The 17,341-nt window shown below is 58.2% G+C and carries 18 protein-coding genes; 13 read left to right on the plus strand and 5 right to left on the minus strand.

Going from position 1 to position 17,341, the window contains the following annotated elements; genetic code table 11:
• Positions 1–540 precede the first annotated feature (540 nt).
• Together CKW15_RS27290 and CKW15_RS27295 are read right to left on the minus strand one after the other, a co-directional pair.
• The gene (locus CKW15_RS27290; protein WP_095153048.1) at positions 541–1,761 is read right to left on the minus strand and encodes a CaiB/BaiF CoA-transferase family protein; all 1,221 of its coding nucleotides are present in this window, start codon (positions 1,759–1,761) and stop codon (positions 541–543) included.
• Between the two features lie 13 nt (positions 1,762–1,774).
• Positions 1,775–2,956, minus strand: a complete 1,182-nt coding sequence (locus CKW15_RS27295) for an acyl-CoA dehydrogenase (protein ID WP_095059686.1) — start codon at positions 2,954–2,956, stop codon at positions 1,775–1,777.
• Between the two features lie 157 nt (positions 2,957–3,113).
• On the opposite strand from CKW15_RS27295, the gene CKW15_RS27300 reads away from it, so the two are divergent.
• The 10 genes from CKW15_RS27300 to CKW15_RS27345 all read left to right on the plus strand — a co-directional run bounded on the left by CKW15_RS27300 (position 3,114) and on the right by CKW15_RS27345 (position 12,981).
• Positions 3,114–4,013 carry a LysR family transcriptional regulator gene (locus tag CKW15_RS27300; RefSeq protein ID WP_095153049.1) on the plus strand — a complete coding sequence of 300 codons (900 nt, stop codon included), beginning with the start codon at positions 3,114–3,116 and terminating at the stop codon, positions 4,011–4,013.
• 435 nt (positions 4,014–4,448) lie between these two features.
• Positions 4,449–5,570 carry a Re/Si-specific NAD(P)(+) transhydrogenase subunit alpha gene (locus CKW15_RS27305; RefSeq protein WP_095059688.1) on the plus strand — a complete coding sequence of 374 codons (1,122 nt, stop codon included), beginning with the start codon at positions 4,449–4,451 and terminating at the stop codon, positions 5,568–5,570.
• Positions 5,571–5,581: 11 nt separating this feature from the next.
• Positions 5,582–5,935 carry an NAD(P) transhydrogenase subunit alpha gene (locus tag CKW15_RS27310; protein WP_057712569.1) on the plus strand — a complete coding sequence of 118 codons (354 nt, stop codon included), beginning with the start codon at positions 5,582–5,584 and terminating at the stop codon, positions 5,933–5,935.
• A complete protein-coding gene (locus CKW15_RS27315; protein ID WP_095153050.1) occupies positions 5,932–7,368 on the plus strand; it encodes an NAD(P)(+) transhydrogenase (Re/Si-specific) subunit beta in 1,437 nt (478 codons plus the stop codon). Before CKW15_RS27310 ends, CKW15_RS27315 begins: the two co-directional genes overlap by 4 nt.
• Before the next feature lie 214 nt (positions 7,369–7,582).
• Complete coding sequence (locus CKW15_RS27320) at positions 7,583–9,076, plus strand: acetyl-CoA hydrolase/transferase family protein (RefSeq protein ID WP_095153051.1); 1,494 nt, start codon at positions 7,583–7,585, stop codon at positions 9,074–9,076.
• Positions 9,077–9,395: 319 nt separating this feature from the next.
• Entirely contained in the window at positions 9,396–9,611 is a 216-nt protein-coding gene (locus CKW15_RS27325) for a DUF1127 domain-containing protein (RefSeq protein WP_095059691.1), read from the plus strand.
• Positions 9,612–9,934: 323 nt separating this feature from the next.
• Positions 9,935–10,252, plus strand: a complete 318-nt coding sequence (locus CKW15_RS27330) for a DUF2388 domain-containing protein (RefSeq protein WP_095059692.1) — start codon at positions 9,935–9,937, stop codon at positions 10,250–10,252.
• Between the two features lie 107 nt (positions 10,253–10,359).
• On the plus strand, positions 10,360–10,674 hold the full coding sequence (locus tag CKW15_RS27335; RefSeq protein WP_095153052.1) for a DUF2388 domain-containing protein: 315 nt from the start codon (positions 10,360–10,362) through the stop codon (positions 10,672–10,674).
• A gap of 28 nt (positions 10,675–10,702) precedes the next feature.
• Positions 10,703–11,023: a DUF2388 domain-containing protein gene (locus CKW15_RS27340; protein ID WP_095059694.1), complete on the plus strand. Its 321-nt coding sequence runs from the start codon at positions 10,703–10,705 to the stop codon at positions 11,021–11,023.
• Complete coding sequence (locus CKW15_RS27345) at positions 11,020–12,981, plus strand: DUF4105 domain-containing protein (protein WP_095153053.1); 1,962 nt, start codon at positions 11,020–11,022, stop codon at positions 12,979–12,981. The genes CKW15_RS27340 and CKW15_RS27345 overlap by 4 nt, the downstream gene beginning before the upstream one ends.
• A 100-nt stretch (positions 12,982–13,081) precedes the next feature.
• Here CKW15_RS27345 and trpA read toward each other — a convergent pair whose 3' ends face one another.
• Both trpA and trpB read right to left on the minus strand, forming a co-directional pair.
• On the minus strand, positions 13,082–13,894 hold the full coding sequence (trpA, locus tag CKW15_RS27350; protein ID WP_095153054.1) for a tryptophan synthase subunit alpha: 813 nt from the start codon (positions 13,892–13,894) through the stop codon (positions 13,082–13,084).
• Positions 13,894–15,114, minus strand: coding sequence for a tryptophan synthase subunit beta (gene trpB / locus CKW15_RS27355; RefSeq protein ID WP_095153055.1), 1,221 nt, complete (start codon positions 15,112–15,114; stop codon positions 13,894–13,896). The genes trpA and trpB overlap by 1 nt, the downstream gene beginning before the upstream one ends.
• 112 nt (positions 15,115–15,226) lie before the next feature.
• Between trpB and CKW15_RS27360 the strand changes: the two genes are divergently transcribed.
• The gene (locus CKW15_RS27360; RefSeq protein ID WP_095153056.1) at positions 15,227–16,120 is read left to right on the plus strand and encodes a LysR family transcriptional regulator; all 894 of its coding nucleotides are present in this window, start codon (positions 15,227–15,229) and stop codon (positions 16,118–16,120) included.
• Here CKW15_RS27360 and CKW15_RS27365 read toward each other — a convergent pair.
• Positions 16,117–16,440 carry a YqjD family protein gene (locus tag CKW15_RS27365; RefSeq protein WP_095059698.1) on the minus strand — a complete coding sequence of 108 codons (324 nt, stop codon included), beginning with the start codon at positions 16,438–16,440 and terminating at the stop codon, positions 16,117–16,119. The two genes, CKW15_RS27360 and CKW15_RS27365, sit on opposite strands and share 4 nt — an antisense overlap.
• Positions 16,441–16,596: 156 nt before the next feature.
• Here CKW15_RS27365 and CKW15_RS27370 point away from each other — a divergent pair, with 156 nt between their 5' ends.
• Positions 16,597–16,812: a dodecin gene (locus CKW15_RS27370; protein WP_095059699.1), complete on the plus strand. Its 216-nt coding sequence runs from the start codon at positions 16,597–16,599 to the stop codon at positions 16,810–16,812.
• A 122-nt stretch (positions 16,813–16,934) separates the two neighbouring features.
• Complete coding sequence (locus tag CKW15_RS27375; RefSeq protein ID WP_095059779.1) at positions 16,935–17,156, plus strand: DUF1161 domain-containing protein; 222 nt, start codon at positions 16,935–16,937, stop codon at positions 17,154–17,156.
• Positions 17,157–17,341: the final 185 nt, after the last annotated feature.

Below are 17,341 nucleotides of genomic sequence, written 5' to 3' on the forward strand. Positions count from 1 at the left end.
GCTCAGCAATCGTTGGTTACATCTTTGATTTCTCGCGGAGTAACTTGTGATGCTGATAATCTGTTGACTAGCAGTCTGACTCCACAAGCACCCACACGAATTGCTTGATTCAGTTGTTAAAGAGCGGTTGGTTAAGATCTTTCGTCTCAACCGAGGCGCGCATTCTACAGCAGCCTCATTTGCTGTCAAGTGGTTATTTTCAGAAGCTTTCAAGGATTTCCTTAACAACTTCAACCACTTGCGCTTCAGATCTCTCATCAGCGGGAGGCGAATTCTACAGCGTTACTCGCTGTTGTCAACACCTCTTTTTCAACTTCCTTTTGGCTTCGATGAACTGAAGCAACCTGCTGCCGAAAACTGCGTAACTCTTTGTTTACCAAGGAGTTTTCCGTTTCGACTGCGCCGGAAGTGGGGCGAATTATAGACACCTGAGATCTGCCGTCAAGCACTGATTTCGCTTTTCTATCAATAGCTTGCAGAAAGGACCTGCCTACCCTCTATATAGAGGTGCAAGTACGCGCCTCTATATAGAAGACATAATCAAAGAACGCCGGACACCTTGAAAGCAGACACCACCGAAGCATCCATTCCCAGCACCCGCTGTAACACCTCCAGCGTATGCTCACCCAGCAAAGGCGGCGCATTACGGTACTCCACCGGCGTCTCCGACAGACGAATCGGACTCGCTACCTGAGGCACCATTCCGGCCAGCGCATGCGGCAGTTCGATTGCCAAGCCACGCGCCTTGACCTGGGGATCGGCAAACATCTGTGCCAGATCATTGATAGGCCCGCACGGAACACCAGCTTGCTCCAGTTGTGCTACCCATTGCGCCGTAGTCTTGAACACTGTCGCCTGACGTATCAGCGGAATCAGCACTGCCCGGTTAGCCACCCGCAATTTGTTGGTCACAAAGCGCGGGTCGTCTGCCCACTGCGGCTGCCCAGCCACTTCCGCGAACTTGCGGAACTGTCCGTCATTACCCACGGTAAGGATGAAATCACCATCCGCCGTAGGAAAATCCTGATACGGCACGATGTTCGGATGAGCATTACCCAAACGTTTTGGCGCATTGCCCGTGGTCAGATAGTTCATCGCCTGGTTGGCCAGGCATGCCACCTGGACGTCGAGCAAGGCCATATCGATATGCTGGCCACCACCATCGTGATCCCGATGCGCAAGCGCCGCCAGGATCGCGACTGTCGAGTAGAGCCCGGTCAGAATGTCCGTCAACGCGACGCCCACCTTCACCGGCCCTTCACCTTCTTCGCCTTCAGGTCGCCCAGTCAGACTCATGAGCCCGCCCAACCCCTGGATCATGAAGTCATAACCAGCACGCTTGGCATACGGTCCAGTCTGACCAAACCCGGTAATCGAGCAATAGATCAGATCCGGATTGATTGCCTTCAGCGACTCATAGTCCAATCCATAAGCCGCCAGGCCTCCGACCTTGAAGTTCTCGATCAGGATGTCCGACTTGGCGGCCAGATCACGAACCAGTTTCTGCCCTTCCGGACGCGTGAAGTCGATGGTGACCGATTGCTTGTTGCGATTGGCCGACAGGTAGTAGGCGGCCTCGCTGGTGTTCTCGCCATAGGCGTCTTTAAGGAACGGCGGCCCCCAGGCACGCGTGTCGTCACCGCTGCCCGGGCGCTCGACCTTGATCACTTCGGCGCCAAGGTCGGCCAGGATCTGCCCGGCCCAAGGCCCTGCCAGCACCCGCGATAAATCCAGTACCCGTAGATGCGATAGCGCGCCCATGGACGTTCTCCTATTAATAGAACGCCTGGAGGCCAGTCTGCGCACGACCCAGGATCAGTGCATGGACGTCGTGCGTACCTTCGTAGGTGTTCACCACTTCCAGGTTGACCAGGTGACGTGCAACGCCGAACTCATCGGAAATACCATTGCCACCCAGCATGTCACGAGCCATGCGGGCGATGTCCAGGGACTTGCCGCAAGAGTTGCGCTTCATCATCGAGGTGATTTCGACCGCCGCCGTGCCTTCATCCTTCATACGCCCCAGACGCAGGCAACCTTGCAGTGCCATGGTGATCTCGGTCTGCATGTCGGCCAGTTTTTTCTGGATCAACTGAGTAGCGGCCAATGGGCGACCGAACTGTTGACGATCCAGGGTGTACTGACGAGCGGTGTGCCAGCAGAACTCGGCGGCGCCCAATGCACCCCAGGAGATGCCGTAGCGCGCGGAGTTGAGGCAGGTAAAAGGACCTTTCAGGCCACGGACATCCGGGAAGATGTTCTCTTCCGGAACAAACACGTTATCCATGACGATCTCACCGGTGATCGACGCACGCAGGCCGACCTTGCCGTGTATCGCCGGAGCGCTCAGGCCTTTCCAGCCCTTTTCCAGTACGAAGCCACGGATGTCGCCAGCGTCGTCCTTGCCCCAGACCACGAACACATCGGCGATCGGGCTGTTGGTGATCCACATTTTGCTGCCGGTCAGGCTGTAGCCGCCTTCGACTTTGCGTGCACGAGTAATCATCGCGCCCGGGTCGGAACCGTGGTTAGGCTCGGTCAGACCGAAGCAACCGATCCATTCACCCGACGCCAGTTTCGGCAGGTATTTCTGCTTCTGGGCTTCGGTACCGAATTCATTGATGGGCACCATCACCAGCGAAGACTGCACGCTCATCATCGAACGATAGCCAGAGTCGATACGCTCGACTTCTCGGGCGATCAGGCCGTAGCTGACATAGTTCAGACCGCTGCCGCCGTATTCCTCCGGGATGGTGGCGCCCAACAGGCCAACTTCGCCCATCTCGCGGAAGATCGCCGGATCGGTCTTCTCATGGCGGAAAGCTTCAAGAATGCGAGGCGCAAGACTCTGCTGGGCGAATTGCGCAGCGGTGTCGCGAATCATGCGCTCTTCTTCAGTAAGCTGTTGATCCAGCAGCAGTGGATCGATCCAGTTGAAGCTAGCTTTACCGGCCATGAGTGTGTCCTCTCGAAACAGGTCAAATAACGTGGACTGATCCTAGGCCGGGTTCGTCGTCTCGGCAAACGAGGATTTCGCATACTGTTGTGCTAATTTCTCACTTCGAAACGTCGCAGAAGAGCCTTTATGCGATGCATTAGTGAGGTTGACGTACATGCGCAGGAAGATTCCCAGTACCACCGCCCTGATCAGCTTCGAGGCGGCAGCACGCCATGAAAGCTTTACCAAGGCAGCCCAGGAATTGTCGCTGACCCAAGGGGCGATTTGCCGACAGATCGCCAGCCTTGAGGAGTTCCTCAGCGTGGAACTGTTCCGACGCTCGAGACGCGGAGTGAAGCTGACGGAGGCCGGACTTTCCTACAGTCGCCGCGTCGCCACCCAGCTCGATGCCGTTGAACGAGACACGCTGTCGGTCATGGGCCAGCAGGGCGCCAATGTGATTGAGCTGGCCGTGGTTCCGACCTTCGGCACCCAGTGGTTGCTGCCGCGCCTCAAGGACTTCCAGCAAAAACACCCTGAGGTGACAGTCAACCTGACCAACCGCACACGCCCGTTTCTGTTTGCAGACACCGAATTCGACGCGGCAATCTATTTCGGCGATGCAGATTGGTCAGGTACGGAATCCCACAGGTTGATGGGTGAAAATCCGATGCCTGTGTGCAGCCCCAACTTACTGGGAAAAAAGCCTCTTCTGACGCCCGGCGAAATCGCTGACCGGCCCCTCCTGCAACAAACCACACGCCCTTACGCCTGGCGCCAATGGTTCAACTCTCAACACCTGAATGTCCCCCGAGACATGACAGGACCGCGCTACGAACTATTCTCCATGCTTGCCCAAGCAGCCATGCACGACATGGGCATTGCCCTGATCCCGCCGTTCCTGATTCAGCGTGAACTGGCCGAGAAACGCCTGGTGATTGCCAACCCTCAGGCACTCTCCAGCATTAAGGCCTATTACCTGATGATTCCAGAGCGAAAGGTCGAATCCGCGTCATTAAGGGCCTTTCGTGACTGGCTGGTAAATCAGGCCCACGGCTACAGCCTAGAAGGATAAAGGCTCGAAGCCATTATCTGACCTCGTAGTCAGCAAACACAAAGCCCTACAGATATAAGTATTTGTCGCGTAACAGCAAACTGTACTAAGCAGCCGAACAATCGTCCCACAAGCGCCGGTTGACGCGGCTTTGCGCCACTATTTTGCGACAATGCCGCATCATTCATACGGCCGATGTGCAAATTATTGAATTTCGCTCAAAATCCTTACAAAGCACGGTCTACAAGGGATCGGGCCTGTCGGTTGCGACATTCGGTCACGGGGTGACTTGTAGTTAATTTTCCGTCACCCGTCATAATCCCTTGAAGGGCACAAAGTTCGCCTGCAAAATGCCGCGCCCCGCCCTGATTTGGCGGGATCGTGCTGATCGGCCGCCCCAGCCGCACCATCCGTAGTGCATGGGTTTACTCAATAAGATCACGCAGGAGATTTGACGTGCACATTGGTGTTCCTCTCGAAACCCAGACCGGTGAAACACGGGTTGCTGCAACCCCGGAAACCATCAAGAAGCTGATCGGCCAGGGCCATAAGGTCACTGTACAAAGCGGCGCCGGCATTAATGCCAGCGTTGTCGACAGTGCCTATGAAGCGGCAGGCGCAAGCATTGGCAGCGCCAACGATGCGTTTGGTGCAGAGCTGATTCTCAAAGTTGTCGCCCCCAGCGACAGCGAGCTCGCACTGATCAAGAGCGGCACCATTGTGGTGGGCATGCTCAACCCGTTCAGCAATGAAACCATCGCAAAAATGGCCGAGTGCGGCATTACTGCCTTCGCTCTGGAAGCGGCGCCTCGTACCTCACGCGCCCAGAGCCTGGACGTGCTGTCCTCGCAAGCCAACATCGCCGGTTATAAAGCCGTGTTGCTGGCTGCTCACCACTATCCGCGCTTCATGCCAATGCTGATGACCGCTGCGGGCACCGTGAAAGCGGCGCGCGTGCTGATTCTCGGTGCCGGTGTTGCCGGCTTGCAGGCGATCGCCACGGCCAAACGCCTGGGAGCAGTGATCGAAGCGTCTGACGTGCGTCCTGCGGTTAAAGAGCAGATCGAATCCCTCGGCGCCAAGTTCGTTGACGTGCCGTACGAGACCGATGAAGAGCGTGAATGCGCCGTCGGTGTCGGCGGTTACGCACGCCCTATGCCAGCCAGCTGGATGCAGCGCCAGGCCGCGGCCGTACACGAACGCGCCAAGCAGGCTGACATCGTCATCACTACCGCACTGATTCCGGGTCGCAAGGCTCCGACGCTGTTGAGCGCGGAAACCGTGTCGCAGATGAAGCCGGGCTCGGTGGTCATCGACCTCGCGGCAGCCCAGGGCGGCAACTGCCCGCTGACCGTGGCCGATCAGGTGGTCATCGAGAATGGCGTGACCATTGTCGGCCCGACCAACCTGGCCGGCGCGGTGGCGGCTGACGCTTCGGCGCTGTATGCCCGCAACCTGCTGGACTTCATGAAACTGTTGTTCGATAAAGAAGGACAACTGGTGATCAACCTTGAAGACGACATCGTCGCCGCGTGCCTGATGTGCCGCGACGGCCAGATCGTGCGCAAGAACGGCTGAGGATAAAAACAATGGAAGACATGCTGATCTCTGACGGTATCTACAACCTGATCATCTTCGTGCTGGCGATTTATGTCGGTTACCACGTGGTCTGGAACGTGACGCCTGCGCTGCACACTCCGTTGATGGCGGTGACCAACGCGATCTCGGCGATCGTGATCGTCGGTGCCATGCTGGCAGCGGCTTTGACCGTGACGCCACTGGGCAAGACCATGGGCACTCTGGCTGTGGCCCTGGCCGCGGTGAACGTGTTCGGTGGCTTTTTGGTCACCCGTCGCATGCTGGAAATGTTCAAGAAAAAAGCGCCAGCAAAAGCGCCGGCCGCCAAGGCTGAAGCAGTCAAGGCTGAGGTGCAGCAAGCATGAGCATGAACCTGGTTACGTCCCTGTATTTGATCGCCTCGGTCTGCTTCATCCAGGCGCTCAAGGGCCTTTCGCACCCCACCACGTCGCGTCGCGGCAACCTGTTCGGCATGCTCGGCATGGGCCTGGCGATCCTCACCACGGTCGGCCTGATCTACAAGCTCGGTGCCGAACTGGCACAGGACGGCATCGTCTACGTGATCGTCGGCCTGTTGGTTGGCGGCACCGCCGGTTCGATCATGGCCAAACGCGTTGAAATGACCAAGATGCCGGAACTGGTCGCCTTCATGCACAGCATGATCGGTCTGGCTGCGGTGTTCATCGCCGTGGCTGCCGTGGTCGAACCACAGTCGCTGGGCATCGTCCATCAGCTCGGCGACGCAATTCCGGCCGGTAATCGCCTGGAACTGTTCCTCGGCGCGGCCATTGGTGCAATCACCTTCTCCGGTTCGGTGATCGCGTTCGGCAAGCTGTCAGGCAAGTACAAGTTCCGCCTGTTCCAGGGTGCCCCGGTGCAGTTCACCGGCCAGCACAAGCTGAACCTGCTGCTGGGTCTGGCGACACTGGGCCTGGGCGTGACCTTCATGCTCACCGGCGACTACACCGCTTTCGCAGTGATGCTGGCCCTGGCCTTCGTGCTCGGCGTGCTGATCATCATCCCGATCGGTGGCGCCGACATGCCGGTCGTGGTGTCGATGCTCAACAGCTACTCCGGTTGGGCGGCAGCGGGTATCGGCTTCTCGCTGAACAACTCGATGCTGATCATCGCCGGTTCGCTGGTGGGTTCGTCCGGTGCGATCCTCTCGTACATCATGTGCAAGGCGATGAACCGTTCCTTCTTTAATGTGCTGCTCGGTGGCTTCGGCAATACGGCGGATGCGGCCGGCCCGGCGGGTTCGAAAGAAGCCCGTCCGGTGAAATCCGGTTCGGCTGACGACGCGACCTTCCTGCTGACCAACGCCGACACCGTGATCATCGTTCCGGGCTACGGCCTGGCGGTAGCGCGGGCACAGCACGCACTGAAAGAACTGACCGAGAAGCTGACTCATCGCGGCGTGACCGTGAAGTACGCGATCCACCCGGTTGCCGGTCGTATGCCGGGCCACATGAACGTATTGCTGGCCGAGGCCGAAGTGCCTTACGACCAGGTGTTCGAGATGGAAGACATCAACTCCGAGTTCGGCCAGGCCGACGTGGTATTGGTATTGGGCGCCAACGACGTGGTCAACCCGGCCGCCAAGAACGATCCGAAGTCGCCGATTGCCGGCATGCCGATCCTCGAAGCGTTCAAGGCCAAGACCATCATCGTCAACAAACGCTCGATGGCCAGCGGTTATGCCGGCCTGGACAACGAACTGTTCTACCTGGATAAAACCATGATGGTGTTCGGCGACGCTAAAAAGGTCATCGAAGACATGGTCAAAGCCGTCGAGTAATTCTGCGCGGCATACAGAACGCCCCGATTCGTCGGGGCGTTTTTGTTTGCGCAAATCGTCGGACAAAACTACGCTTTTGTTACCGATCCGGTAATGGTGTTTTGCTCAAAAGGCCCGAAATAGACAGCTCTTTTGCGACCTTGGTAGCGGGACAGGACTCGGCGTAATTCACTAGACTGCACGTCCTGTTACTTGTTGCCCGAGATAATAATCCATGTACCGTGACCGTATTCGCCTGCCTTCGTTGTTGGACAAAGTGATGGGCGCTGCCGAAGCCGCCGCCTTGATTGAAGACGGCATGACCGTCGGCATGAGTGGTTTCACCCGCGCCGGTGAAGCCAAGGCCGTGCCACAGGCACTGGCCGAACGCGCCAAGGTCACGCCGTTGAAGATCACCCTGATGACCGGTGCGAGCCTGGGCAACGACCTCGACAAGCAACTCACCGAAGCCGGCGTGCTGTCACGACGCATGCCGTTCCAGGTCGACAGCACCTTGCGCAAGGCGATCAACGCCGGCGAGGTCATGTTCATCGACCAGCATTTGTCCGAGACCGTGGAGCAATTGCGCAACCAGCAACTGAAGCTGCCGGACATCGCCGTGATTGAAGCTGTGGCAATCACCGAACAAGGGCACATTGTGCCGACGACTTCGGTGGGCAACTCGGCCAGCTTCGCGATTTTCGCCAAGCACGTCATTGTCGAAATCAATATGGCGCACAACCCGAACCTCGAAGGTCTGCACGACATCTACATCCCGACCTATCGCCCGACCCGCACGCCTATTCCGCTGGTCAAGGTCGATGACCGTATCGGCAGCACCGCCATCCCGATTCCACCGGAAAAGATTGTCGCCATCGTCATCACCAATCAGGGCGACTCGCCATCCACGGTGCTGGCGCCAGACGCCGAGACTCAGGGCATTGCCGACCACCTGATCAACTTCTTCAAGCAGGAAGTCGCGGCTGGGCGCATGACCAACAAGCTCGGCCCGCTGCAGGCCGGTATCGGCACCATTGCCAACTCGGTGATGTGCGGCCTGATCGATTCGCCGTTCGAAGACCTGACGATGTATTCCGAAGTACTTCAGGACTCGACCTTCGACCTGATCGACGCCGGCAAGCTGAGCTTTGCGTCGGGCAGCTCGATCACCTTGTCGAGTCGACGTAATGCCGACGTATTCGGCAACCTGGAGCGCTACAAGGACAAACTGGTGCTGCGCACGCAGGAGATTTCCAACCATCCTGAAGTCGTGCGCCGCCTGGGCATCATCGGCGTCAACACGGCGCTTGAGTTCGACCTCTACGGCAACGTCAACTCCACTCACGTTTGCGGTACGCGGATGATGAACGGGATCGGTGGTTCTGGCGATTTCGCGCGCAATGCGCATTTGTCCATCTTCGTGACCAAGTCGATCGCCAAGAACGGCGCGATCTCAAGCGTAGTGCCGATGGTCAGCCACGTAGACCACACCGAGCATGACGTCGACATCCTCGTCACCGAAGTCGGCCTGGCTGACCTGCGCGGCCTGGCGCCTCGGGAGCGGGCGCGCATCATCATCGATAATTGTGTGCACCCGGATTATCGCCAGGCGCTTGATGACTACTTCACAGCCGCTTGTGCTCTCGGTGGACACACCCCGCATATCCTGCGCTATGCACTGAGCTGGCACATCAACCTAGAAGAAACCGGGCAAATGCTGAAGAAGTAATTGATACAGATAGGAGCTGACGCAAACACAGTTTCGTCAGCTCCTCATTGTCCGTTTCTATTATCGAAAAAACTGTACTGCTGTACTGGTCATTTCCTACCGAAAAAGCCTACACCCTCCGACCAAAAACCTAAAAATGCACAGAATTAGTGCAGATAGGTACAGTTGCCTCAATTTAGACCAGTACACCCCCTATAAACAGTTAACTGAGCTCTCACAATACAGATGAACTGTATCTACAGAGACTAGGCAAAGAAGAGGAACATGGGCACCAGTTAAACCACTACCTGATCCCGCCACAAGCGGAAGGATGTCAACCATGGAACGTACACTCAGTTCCGAACTGTTCTTCGAAAACACTGCTGCAAAAACCCAGGCTTCCATGCCTCTGCGCGTTATCGCCAACTTGATGCTGTGGCAGCGCCGCATCTCCAGCCGCCACCAATTGGCTCGCCTGGATTCGCGTCTGCTGGCTGACGCCGGGATTAGCGAAGCACAACGCTACGAAGAGCTGAGCAAGCCGTTCTGGCGCTAAGTTAGCGTCGCTGGCTCTGACCTGAAGGGTCCACCGCCAGCACCCGAATTGAACAAACAAGACCCGTCGTGGGAAACCACGACGGGTCTTGTCGTTTAAGGGTCAACAAAGTAAAAATAGTACAGTTTCACAAAATCAAAAAATGCACAGGTACAGTTGAACTGTAAGGTTTAACCTTGCAGCTGTTACACAGAGTTTTTTCAAGCAGGCTGGTCGACCGACATATACAGGCCTAATATCCAACCAGAACGGGGTGATCGAAGCTCCGGCGCTGAATGGCCGGGCACGCACCTCTCATCGAGCTTTTCCAAAGGAGTAACACCATGTCCCGACTACGTCTGCTCAGCGCTGCAGCCTTGCTTGCCGTGGCTGCCAATTCCCACGCCACCAGCTTCATCGTGACCACCGACGCCGTCGTTGGAGCACTCAAGTCGAGCTCCGATTCGACGTCCGACGTCACGTCGTCCTTCAAGGATGACAAGATCGTGCTTGCTGCCCGTGATGACGCTGCCAGCTTCGTCGCCAGCGAAGGCTCTATCCGCGGTGTAAAACTCGAAAGCGCACTCGACCACATTCGCCACCAGGCGCCTGCGTTGAATGCGACAGACGCACAGCTGGCGCAAGCCATCCTGTCGATCTAAGCGAAACCGCTGATATGGGACGCGCCGGTCGCGTCCCAATATTTCGGCGCTGGCTCTAGAATGGGCCTTACGCTAGCCTTGGGACTCACTTGCAACTGTCGAGCCTCATGCGTTTTCTTTCAAATCTGTTGATCGCTCCAGTGCTCCTTGCTCTTGGCTATAACGGTTCGGCCCAAGCCTACGACGCTTTCAACCTGTCTACCCAAGGCACGGTTGCCAGCGGTTACGCCACAAGCCTGGTGACCTCCGCCCCCTTCGACCATAAACTGCTCGCCGCCCGGGATGATGCCGCGGCATTCATTGCCAGTGACGGTCGATTGAGAGGTGCGCAACTGGAAGCGGCCCTGCTGTATCTACGCCAGACCCAGCCGAAACTTCATGCTGGCGACCTTGAACTGGCACAGGCAATACTCGTCCAATAGTTATCCTTGTTTTATCTGGAGTCGTTCCATGCGTAACCCGCTCATTGCTGCCGTCTTAGGCCTGTTCCTGTTGGCCGACGTGGCCCAGGCACAAACTCTGGTTGCCACCAGCAACATTCTGATTCGCGCTACCCAGCGCACACTTGATTTCACTTCCGATACCACCACGTCCATTCGTGATTCGAAGATTGTCCGCGAAGCCCAGGACGATGCCGCCAGCTTCGTCGCCAGCAATGGCGATATTCGTGGCGCTCACCTGGAGTCCGCGTTTGATTTGTTGCGCACCCGCGTGCCGGAAGCTCGTGATGCCAGTGACCAGGATCTCGCCGAAGCCATCCTCGCACTGTGAAGGGTCCAGGCGCCTGGCTGCTGGCCGGGGCCCTGTTGCTGCTTGGCAACACGGCCCACGCTGGCCTTCAATTACAGCTCAAGACCGAAGGTCTGACGCCCGCGCAACAGCAAGCCAGCCAGGCCCTGCTCGATGAAGCCATGCAGGCCCTGCCGCCGCGCTTCATCGAGCAGCTGGACCGGCGCATTGATGTCGGCTGGACCGATGACATGCCCAAGAATGCCTACGGGCAGGCATCGCTGGTCTCGGAGCTCGATCTGAATCGCAATCTGTTGGCCAGCCTCACGGACGGCAGCGCCGCGACCAAAAAGACTTATCGCCCCCACGGCACTGTGCGCCGGGAAATGCTGGCCACCGTCCTGCATGAGTTGACTCATATTTATGATCGTTCGCGCCTGTGGTCGGATACCGAGCGCAAACTGATTCAGCGTTGCACCCAACGCAGTAACAGTTCGGGCCTGATTGGCATTCCGGACGAATGCCGGAGCCAATCCGATCGGCGCTTTACCCTCAGCGACGATCCGCGCCTGCTTGACCTCGCCGGGTGGCAGCAATACGTCGGCCGTCGTGGCGAGCGCGAACAGCACAACCGGCAGATCGCCCGCAGCCCGGACATCTACGAGACAAGCAGTCCGAAGGAGTTCGTCGCGGTCAACATGGAATACTTCCTCCTCGACCCGAGCTACGCCTGCCGTCGCCCCGCGCTGTATCGCTACTACGAAGAACGCTTTGGCTGGGCGCCCGCTGCCAGGAACGCTTGCGGCCAAACCTTCGCCTTCCTCAATGCCGGTAATGACTTCGCCAAAACGCCGTTAGGCCACGTTGATCCGGAACGGGTCTACGCCGTTGACTATCTGCTGGCCGAGGCCAATCAGAACTGGGTCAGCCGCTGGGGCCACAGCATGTTGCGGCTGGTGATCTGCGCACCGGGCCGTCCACGCGGGCCGGATTGCCGGCTGGATCTGGATCAGCATCTGGTGCTGTCGTACCGCGCCTTCGTCGGCGACGTTCAACTGTCGAGCTGGGACGGACTTGTGGGTAAATACCCGTCACGCCTGTTTGTTTTGCCCCTTGCCCAGGTCATCGACGAATACACCAAGACCGAACTGCGCAGCCTGGCCTCCGTGCCGTTGAACCTGTCGCGCAGCGAGATCGATGGCGTGGTGGAGCGTGCCGCCGAAATGCACTGGAGTTACGACGGCAACTACTTCTTCCTGTCGAACAACTGCGCGGTGGAAGAGCTGAAACTGCTACGCGGCGGCACCAACAATGCGCAACTGGTCGCCCTCGACAACATCATGCCCAACGGTTTGCTGGAAGTGTTGAAAGGCCGCGGACTGGCGGACACCAGCGTGTTGAACGATCAACGGGAAGCCCTGCGTCTGGGCTATCGCTTCGACTCTTTCCGCGATCGTTATCAAGCCATGTTCGAAGTGCTGAAGAAGCACCTGCCGATCAAGCAGGACACCGTCGAAGAATGGCTGGATTTGAAAGCCCAGGAGCGCCGGGAATGGTTCGACCAGGCTGACTTGCGCACCAGCGCAGCCTTGCTGCTATTGGAACAGGCGAGCTTTCGGCGCCAGATGCTGTTGGCTCAGGATGAAGTGAAGCAGCGATATCTAGGCGCTCGAGAGCTGAAGAACGGCGGCATGGACAGGGCCAACGAAACGCTCAGGCAGATTCTCGACAACAGTGGCTTCCTCAGTCGCCCGGCGGAGTTGCTGGGCACTGGCGGTTATGGATTGCCGCAGCCAAGCGAGTCGCAGCATCTGGAAGCGGAAACCAGTTTGCGCCAGAAAAAACTCCAGGCACTGACCGGTGATCTCGACAAAGAGGTGAGGGCGCTGCTCGAACCGAGCCGAGCCGCCGAGATGGCCGCCAATGAAGCCAACGTGAAGCAAATCGGCGAACATCTGCGCAAACTGCATAAGGCATCGGGCGGACTGGAGTTGCCTTGATAGCTTAGAAAGCAAAGATCGCAGCCTGCGACAGCTCCTACAGATCACATTTCATCTGTAGGAGCTGTCGCAGGCTGCGATCTTTTGATGCACGTTACTTTCAGCTGATGCGGGCCTTGCGCACGCCTTCGGCCAACGCCGAGCACAGGCTCAGCACGCCGTCCACCGCTTGTTCCGGCGAGGTGGCATTGGCGATGTTATCGATCAATGCCGACCCCACCACAACACCGTCGGCCAGACGCGCGATAGACGCAGCCTGTTCAGGGGTGCGGATACCGAAACCGATGCTGATCGGCAGATCGGTATGACGACGCAGACGAGCGACGGCTTCTTCAACGTGCTCCAGCGTCGCGGCACCGGCACCGGTCACACCGGCCACCGATACGTAATACACAAACCCGGAGCTGCCGTTGAGAACGGTCGGCAGGCGGACATCGTCGGTGGTCGGCGTGGTCAGACGGATAAAGTCCAGGCCCGCGGCCTGCGCCGGGTCGCACAGCTCGCCGTTATGCTCCGGCGGCAGATCGACCACGATCAGGCCGTCAACGCCGGCCTCTTTGGCATCGGCGATGAAACGCGGCACGCCGTACATGTGGATCGGGTTGAAGTAACCCATCAACACCAGCGGCGTCTCTTGATTGCCTTCGCGGAACTCGCGGACCATTTGCAGGGTTTTCGCCAGATTCTGCTTGGCGCCCAACGCACGAATGTTGGCCAGTTGAATCGCCGGGCCATCGGCCATCGGATCGGTGAAGGGCATGCCCAGTTCGATCACGTCTGCACCAGCGGCCGGCAAGCCTTTGAGGATGGCCAGGGACGTGTCGTAGCTCGGGTCGCCCGCGGTGACGAAGGTCACCAGGGCGGCGCGGTTCTGTTCCTTGAGTTCGGCAAAACGCGTTTGCAGGCGGCTCATCAGTGTTTCTCCTGCTTGGATTGTTCCATGTGGTGCATCACGGTCTGCATGTCTTTGTCGCCACGGCCGGACAGGTTGACCACCATCAGGTGATCCTTCGGCAAGGTAGGTGCGCGCTTGAACACTTCGGCCAGGGCATGGGCACTTTCCAGGGCAGGAATGATGCCTTCCAGACGGCAGCACTGGTGGAACGCGGCGAGGGCTTCGTCGTCGGTCACCGAGGTGTATTGAACGCGGCCGATGCCATGCAACCAGGCGTGTTCCGGGCCGATGCCTGGGTAGTCCAGGCCAGCAGAAATCGAGTGGGCGTCGATGATCTGGCCATCGTCGTCCTGCAGCAGGAAGGTACGGTTGCCGTGCAATACGCCCGGTACGCCGCCGTTCAGGCTCGCCGCATGCTTGCCGGTTTCGATGCCGTAGCCAGCGGCTTCAACGCCGATGATTTCGACGCTCTTGTCGTCGAGGAACGGGTGGAACAGGCCCATGGCGTTGGAACCACCGCCAATGCACGCTACCAGGCTGTCCGGCAGGCGGCCTTCCTGGGCTTGCAGCTGCTCACGGGTTTCCTTGCCGATCACGGCCTGGAAGTCGCGAACCATTGCAGGATATGGGTGTGGACCGGCCACAGTGCCGATCAGGTAGAACGTGCTGTCGACGTTGGTCACCCAGTCACGCAATGCTTCGTTCATCGCGTCTTTCAAGGTGCCGGTGCCCGCCACGACAGGGATCACCTCAGCGCCCAGCAGTTTCATGCGGAACACGTTGGCCTGCTGACGCTCGATGTCAGTGGTGCCCATGTAGATCACGCAGTCCAGACCGAAACGCGCAGCGACGGTGGCAGTGGCCACACCGTGCATGCCGGCGCCGGTCTCGGCGATGATGCGTTTTTTACCCATGCGCCGTGCCAGCAGGATCTGGCCGATGCAGTTGTTGATCTTGTGCGCGCCGGTGTGGTTCAGCTCTTCACGCTTGAGGTAGATCTTGGCGCCGCCACAGAACTCGGTCAGGCGCTCGGCGAAATAGAGCGGGCTTGGACGACCGACGTAGTCACGCTGGAAGTAGGCCAGCTCTTCCTTGAAGGCAGGATCTTCCTTGGCCAACTCGTATTCGCGGGCCAGGTCGAGGATCAGCGGCATCAGGGTTTCAGCGACGTAACGGCCGCCGAACGCGCCGAACAGGCCGTTGGCGTCGGGGCCGTTGCGCAGATTAGTCTGGGTCATGGGGCGCTCCAGTTGAATGCGTGAAGTGATAATGGGCTTCACTCTACCCCTGACGTCTTCGGCTGAAAACCGATAAGATCGCCACAACCTGTCAGGAAAACTCACAGATCTAATGAGCCACGATCTCCCACCGCTGAACGCCTTGCGCGCCTTCGAAGCCACTGCTCGCTTAAACAGCGTCAGTCAGGCTGCCGAACAGCTGCACGTGACCCATGGTGCCGTCAGCCGTCAGTTGAAAGTGCTGGAAGAGCACTTGGGTATGAGCCTGTTCACCAAGGAAGGTCGCGGCCTTAAACTCACAGATGCCGGCATGCGACTGCGCGACGCGAGCGCCGAAGCGTTTGAACGCTTGCGCACCGTGTGCGCTGAGCTCACGCAAAGCACCGCCGACGCACCCTTCGTGCTTGGTTGTTCGGGAAGCCTGTTGGCGCGCTGGTTCATCCCGCGCCTGGGACGGCTCAATGCGGATCTGCCAGACCTTCGGTTGCACCTGTCTGCCGGAGAAGGCGATCTCGACCCACGACGGCCGGGGCTGGACGCACTCCTGGTGTTCGCCGAACCGCCGTGGCCAGCGGACATGCAGGTCTTCGAACTGGCCAGCGAACGCATCGGACCGGTCATGAGCCCGCGCTTTGCCGGTTATGAAGGACTAAAACACTCGCCTGCTACGGCACTGCTGAGCGAACCACTGTTGCACACCACATCACGCCCACAAGCCTGGCCAAGCTGGGCGCAGCAGCGCGACCTCGACGCCGGGACATTGACGTATGGTCAGGGCTTCGAGCATTTGTATTATTTGCTGGAGGCTGCCGTTGCGGGGCTGGGTGTGGCGATTGCCCCCGAGCCGTTAGTGGCCGAGGACTTGAAGGCTGGCCGCCTGGTTGCACCTTGGGGTTTCAGCGAAACCTCGGCGCAACTGGCGTTGTGGCTGCCCAAGCGCGCCGCAGACGGACGCGCCCGGCAACTGGCGCAGTGGCTCAAGAATGAGCTGCGTCGAGCGGATTAATCACGCTTGCACAGCAAATAAGCAGCCAACAGGCCCAATGCACCCACCGCGACTCCGGCTGTTGTCCAGGGATGTTCCTGAGCGTAATCGCGGGTGGCGATCCCGGTTTCACGGGTTTTGACCTTGACCTCTTCATAAGCATCGGAGAGTAGGTGTCGCGAATGCGTCAACGCATTCTCGGCGTTGACTTTCAGGCTTTTCAGGGTTCTACGCGACTCGTCCGAGGTGTCGTCCTTAAGGCTTTCCAACGACTTGAGCAGACTCTCGATCTCGGCTTCCATGCTTTGCAATGAGGCTTTACGTAACGAAGTGCTGGCCATGGTGGCTCTCCTGCATTGGTGATGAGTAGCGTGTGTTGGTTGGGACTTCAGGTGAAGGAGAAAGTGCAGTAAATCTGAACTTCACTGCGGATGTGTCGACTGAAGTAATAGGAAAAATCACTGCTAGGCTGTAATTCACACGCCGAGGAGAACGCCATGACTGACCATCACACCTATAAGAAAGTCGAGCTGGTCGGCTCGTCCACCACCAGCATTGAAGATGCGATCAACAACGCACTGGCCGAAGCCAGTAAAACCATCAAGTATTTGGAATGGTTTGAAGTGACCGAAACCCGAGGGCATATCAAGGATGGCAAGGCCGCGCACTTTCAGGTGACCCTTAAGGTCGGGTTCCGGATTGCCAGCAGCTGACTTTAGTCTAGTCTTCTGAACTTGCGTGCTGGCCGTATGCCACAGGGAATGGCAAAGCGCTGTATGAGCGCGTCTGGCAGACCGCTGGATAACCCTTTTGATTCGACCAGGGGATGCAACCGATGAAGAAATTTATATTGGCAGCAGGTTTGTTGAGCCTTGCCGGTTCTGTGTTTGCGGCCGGCAAGCCATGCGAAGAACTGAAAGCCGAAATCGCAGCGAAACTGGATGCCAAGGGCGTTTCCGGTTATTCACTGGAAATCGTCGATAAAGGCGCTGAGGCCGGCGGACAAATCGTCGGCACCTGTGAAAGCGGCACCAAGGTCATTGTTTACAAGCGATAGCCCGATTTCTGTGCGTTATTAAAAGCCGACGCCAAGGCGTCGGCTTTTTTGTCATCGGTGTCCCGTCCTGAATAAGGTTTACACCTTCTGACCTATTTTCAGGAGGGAGCAATGGATTCGGGGAAAAGGCGCAGTCAGCGCGATTACACGCTGGCTTTTAAATTGTCGGTGGTCGATCAGGTCGA

This window comes from Pseudomonas sp. Irchel s3b5 (assembly GCF_900187435.1).
In the GTDB taxonomy this organism is placed as follows: Bacteria; Pseudomonadota; Gammaproteobacteria; order Pseudomonadales; family Pseudomonadaceae; genus Aquipseudomonas.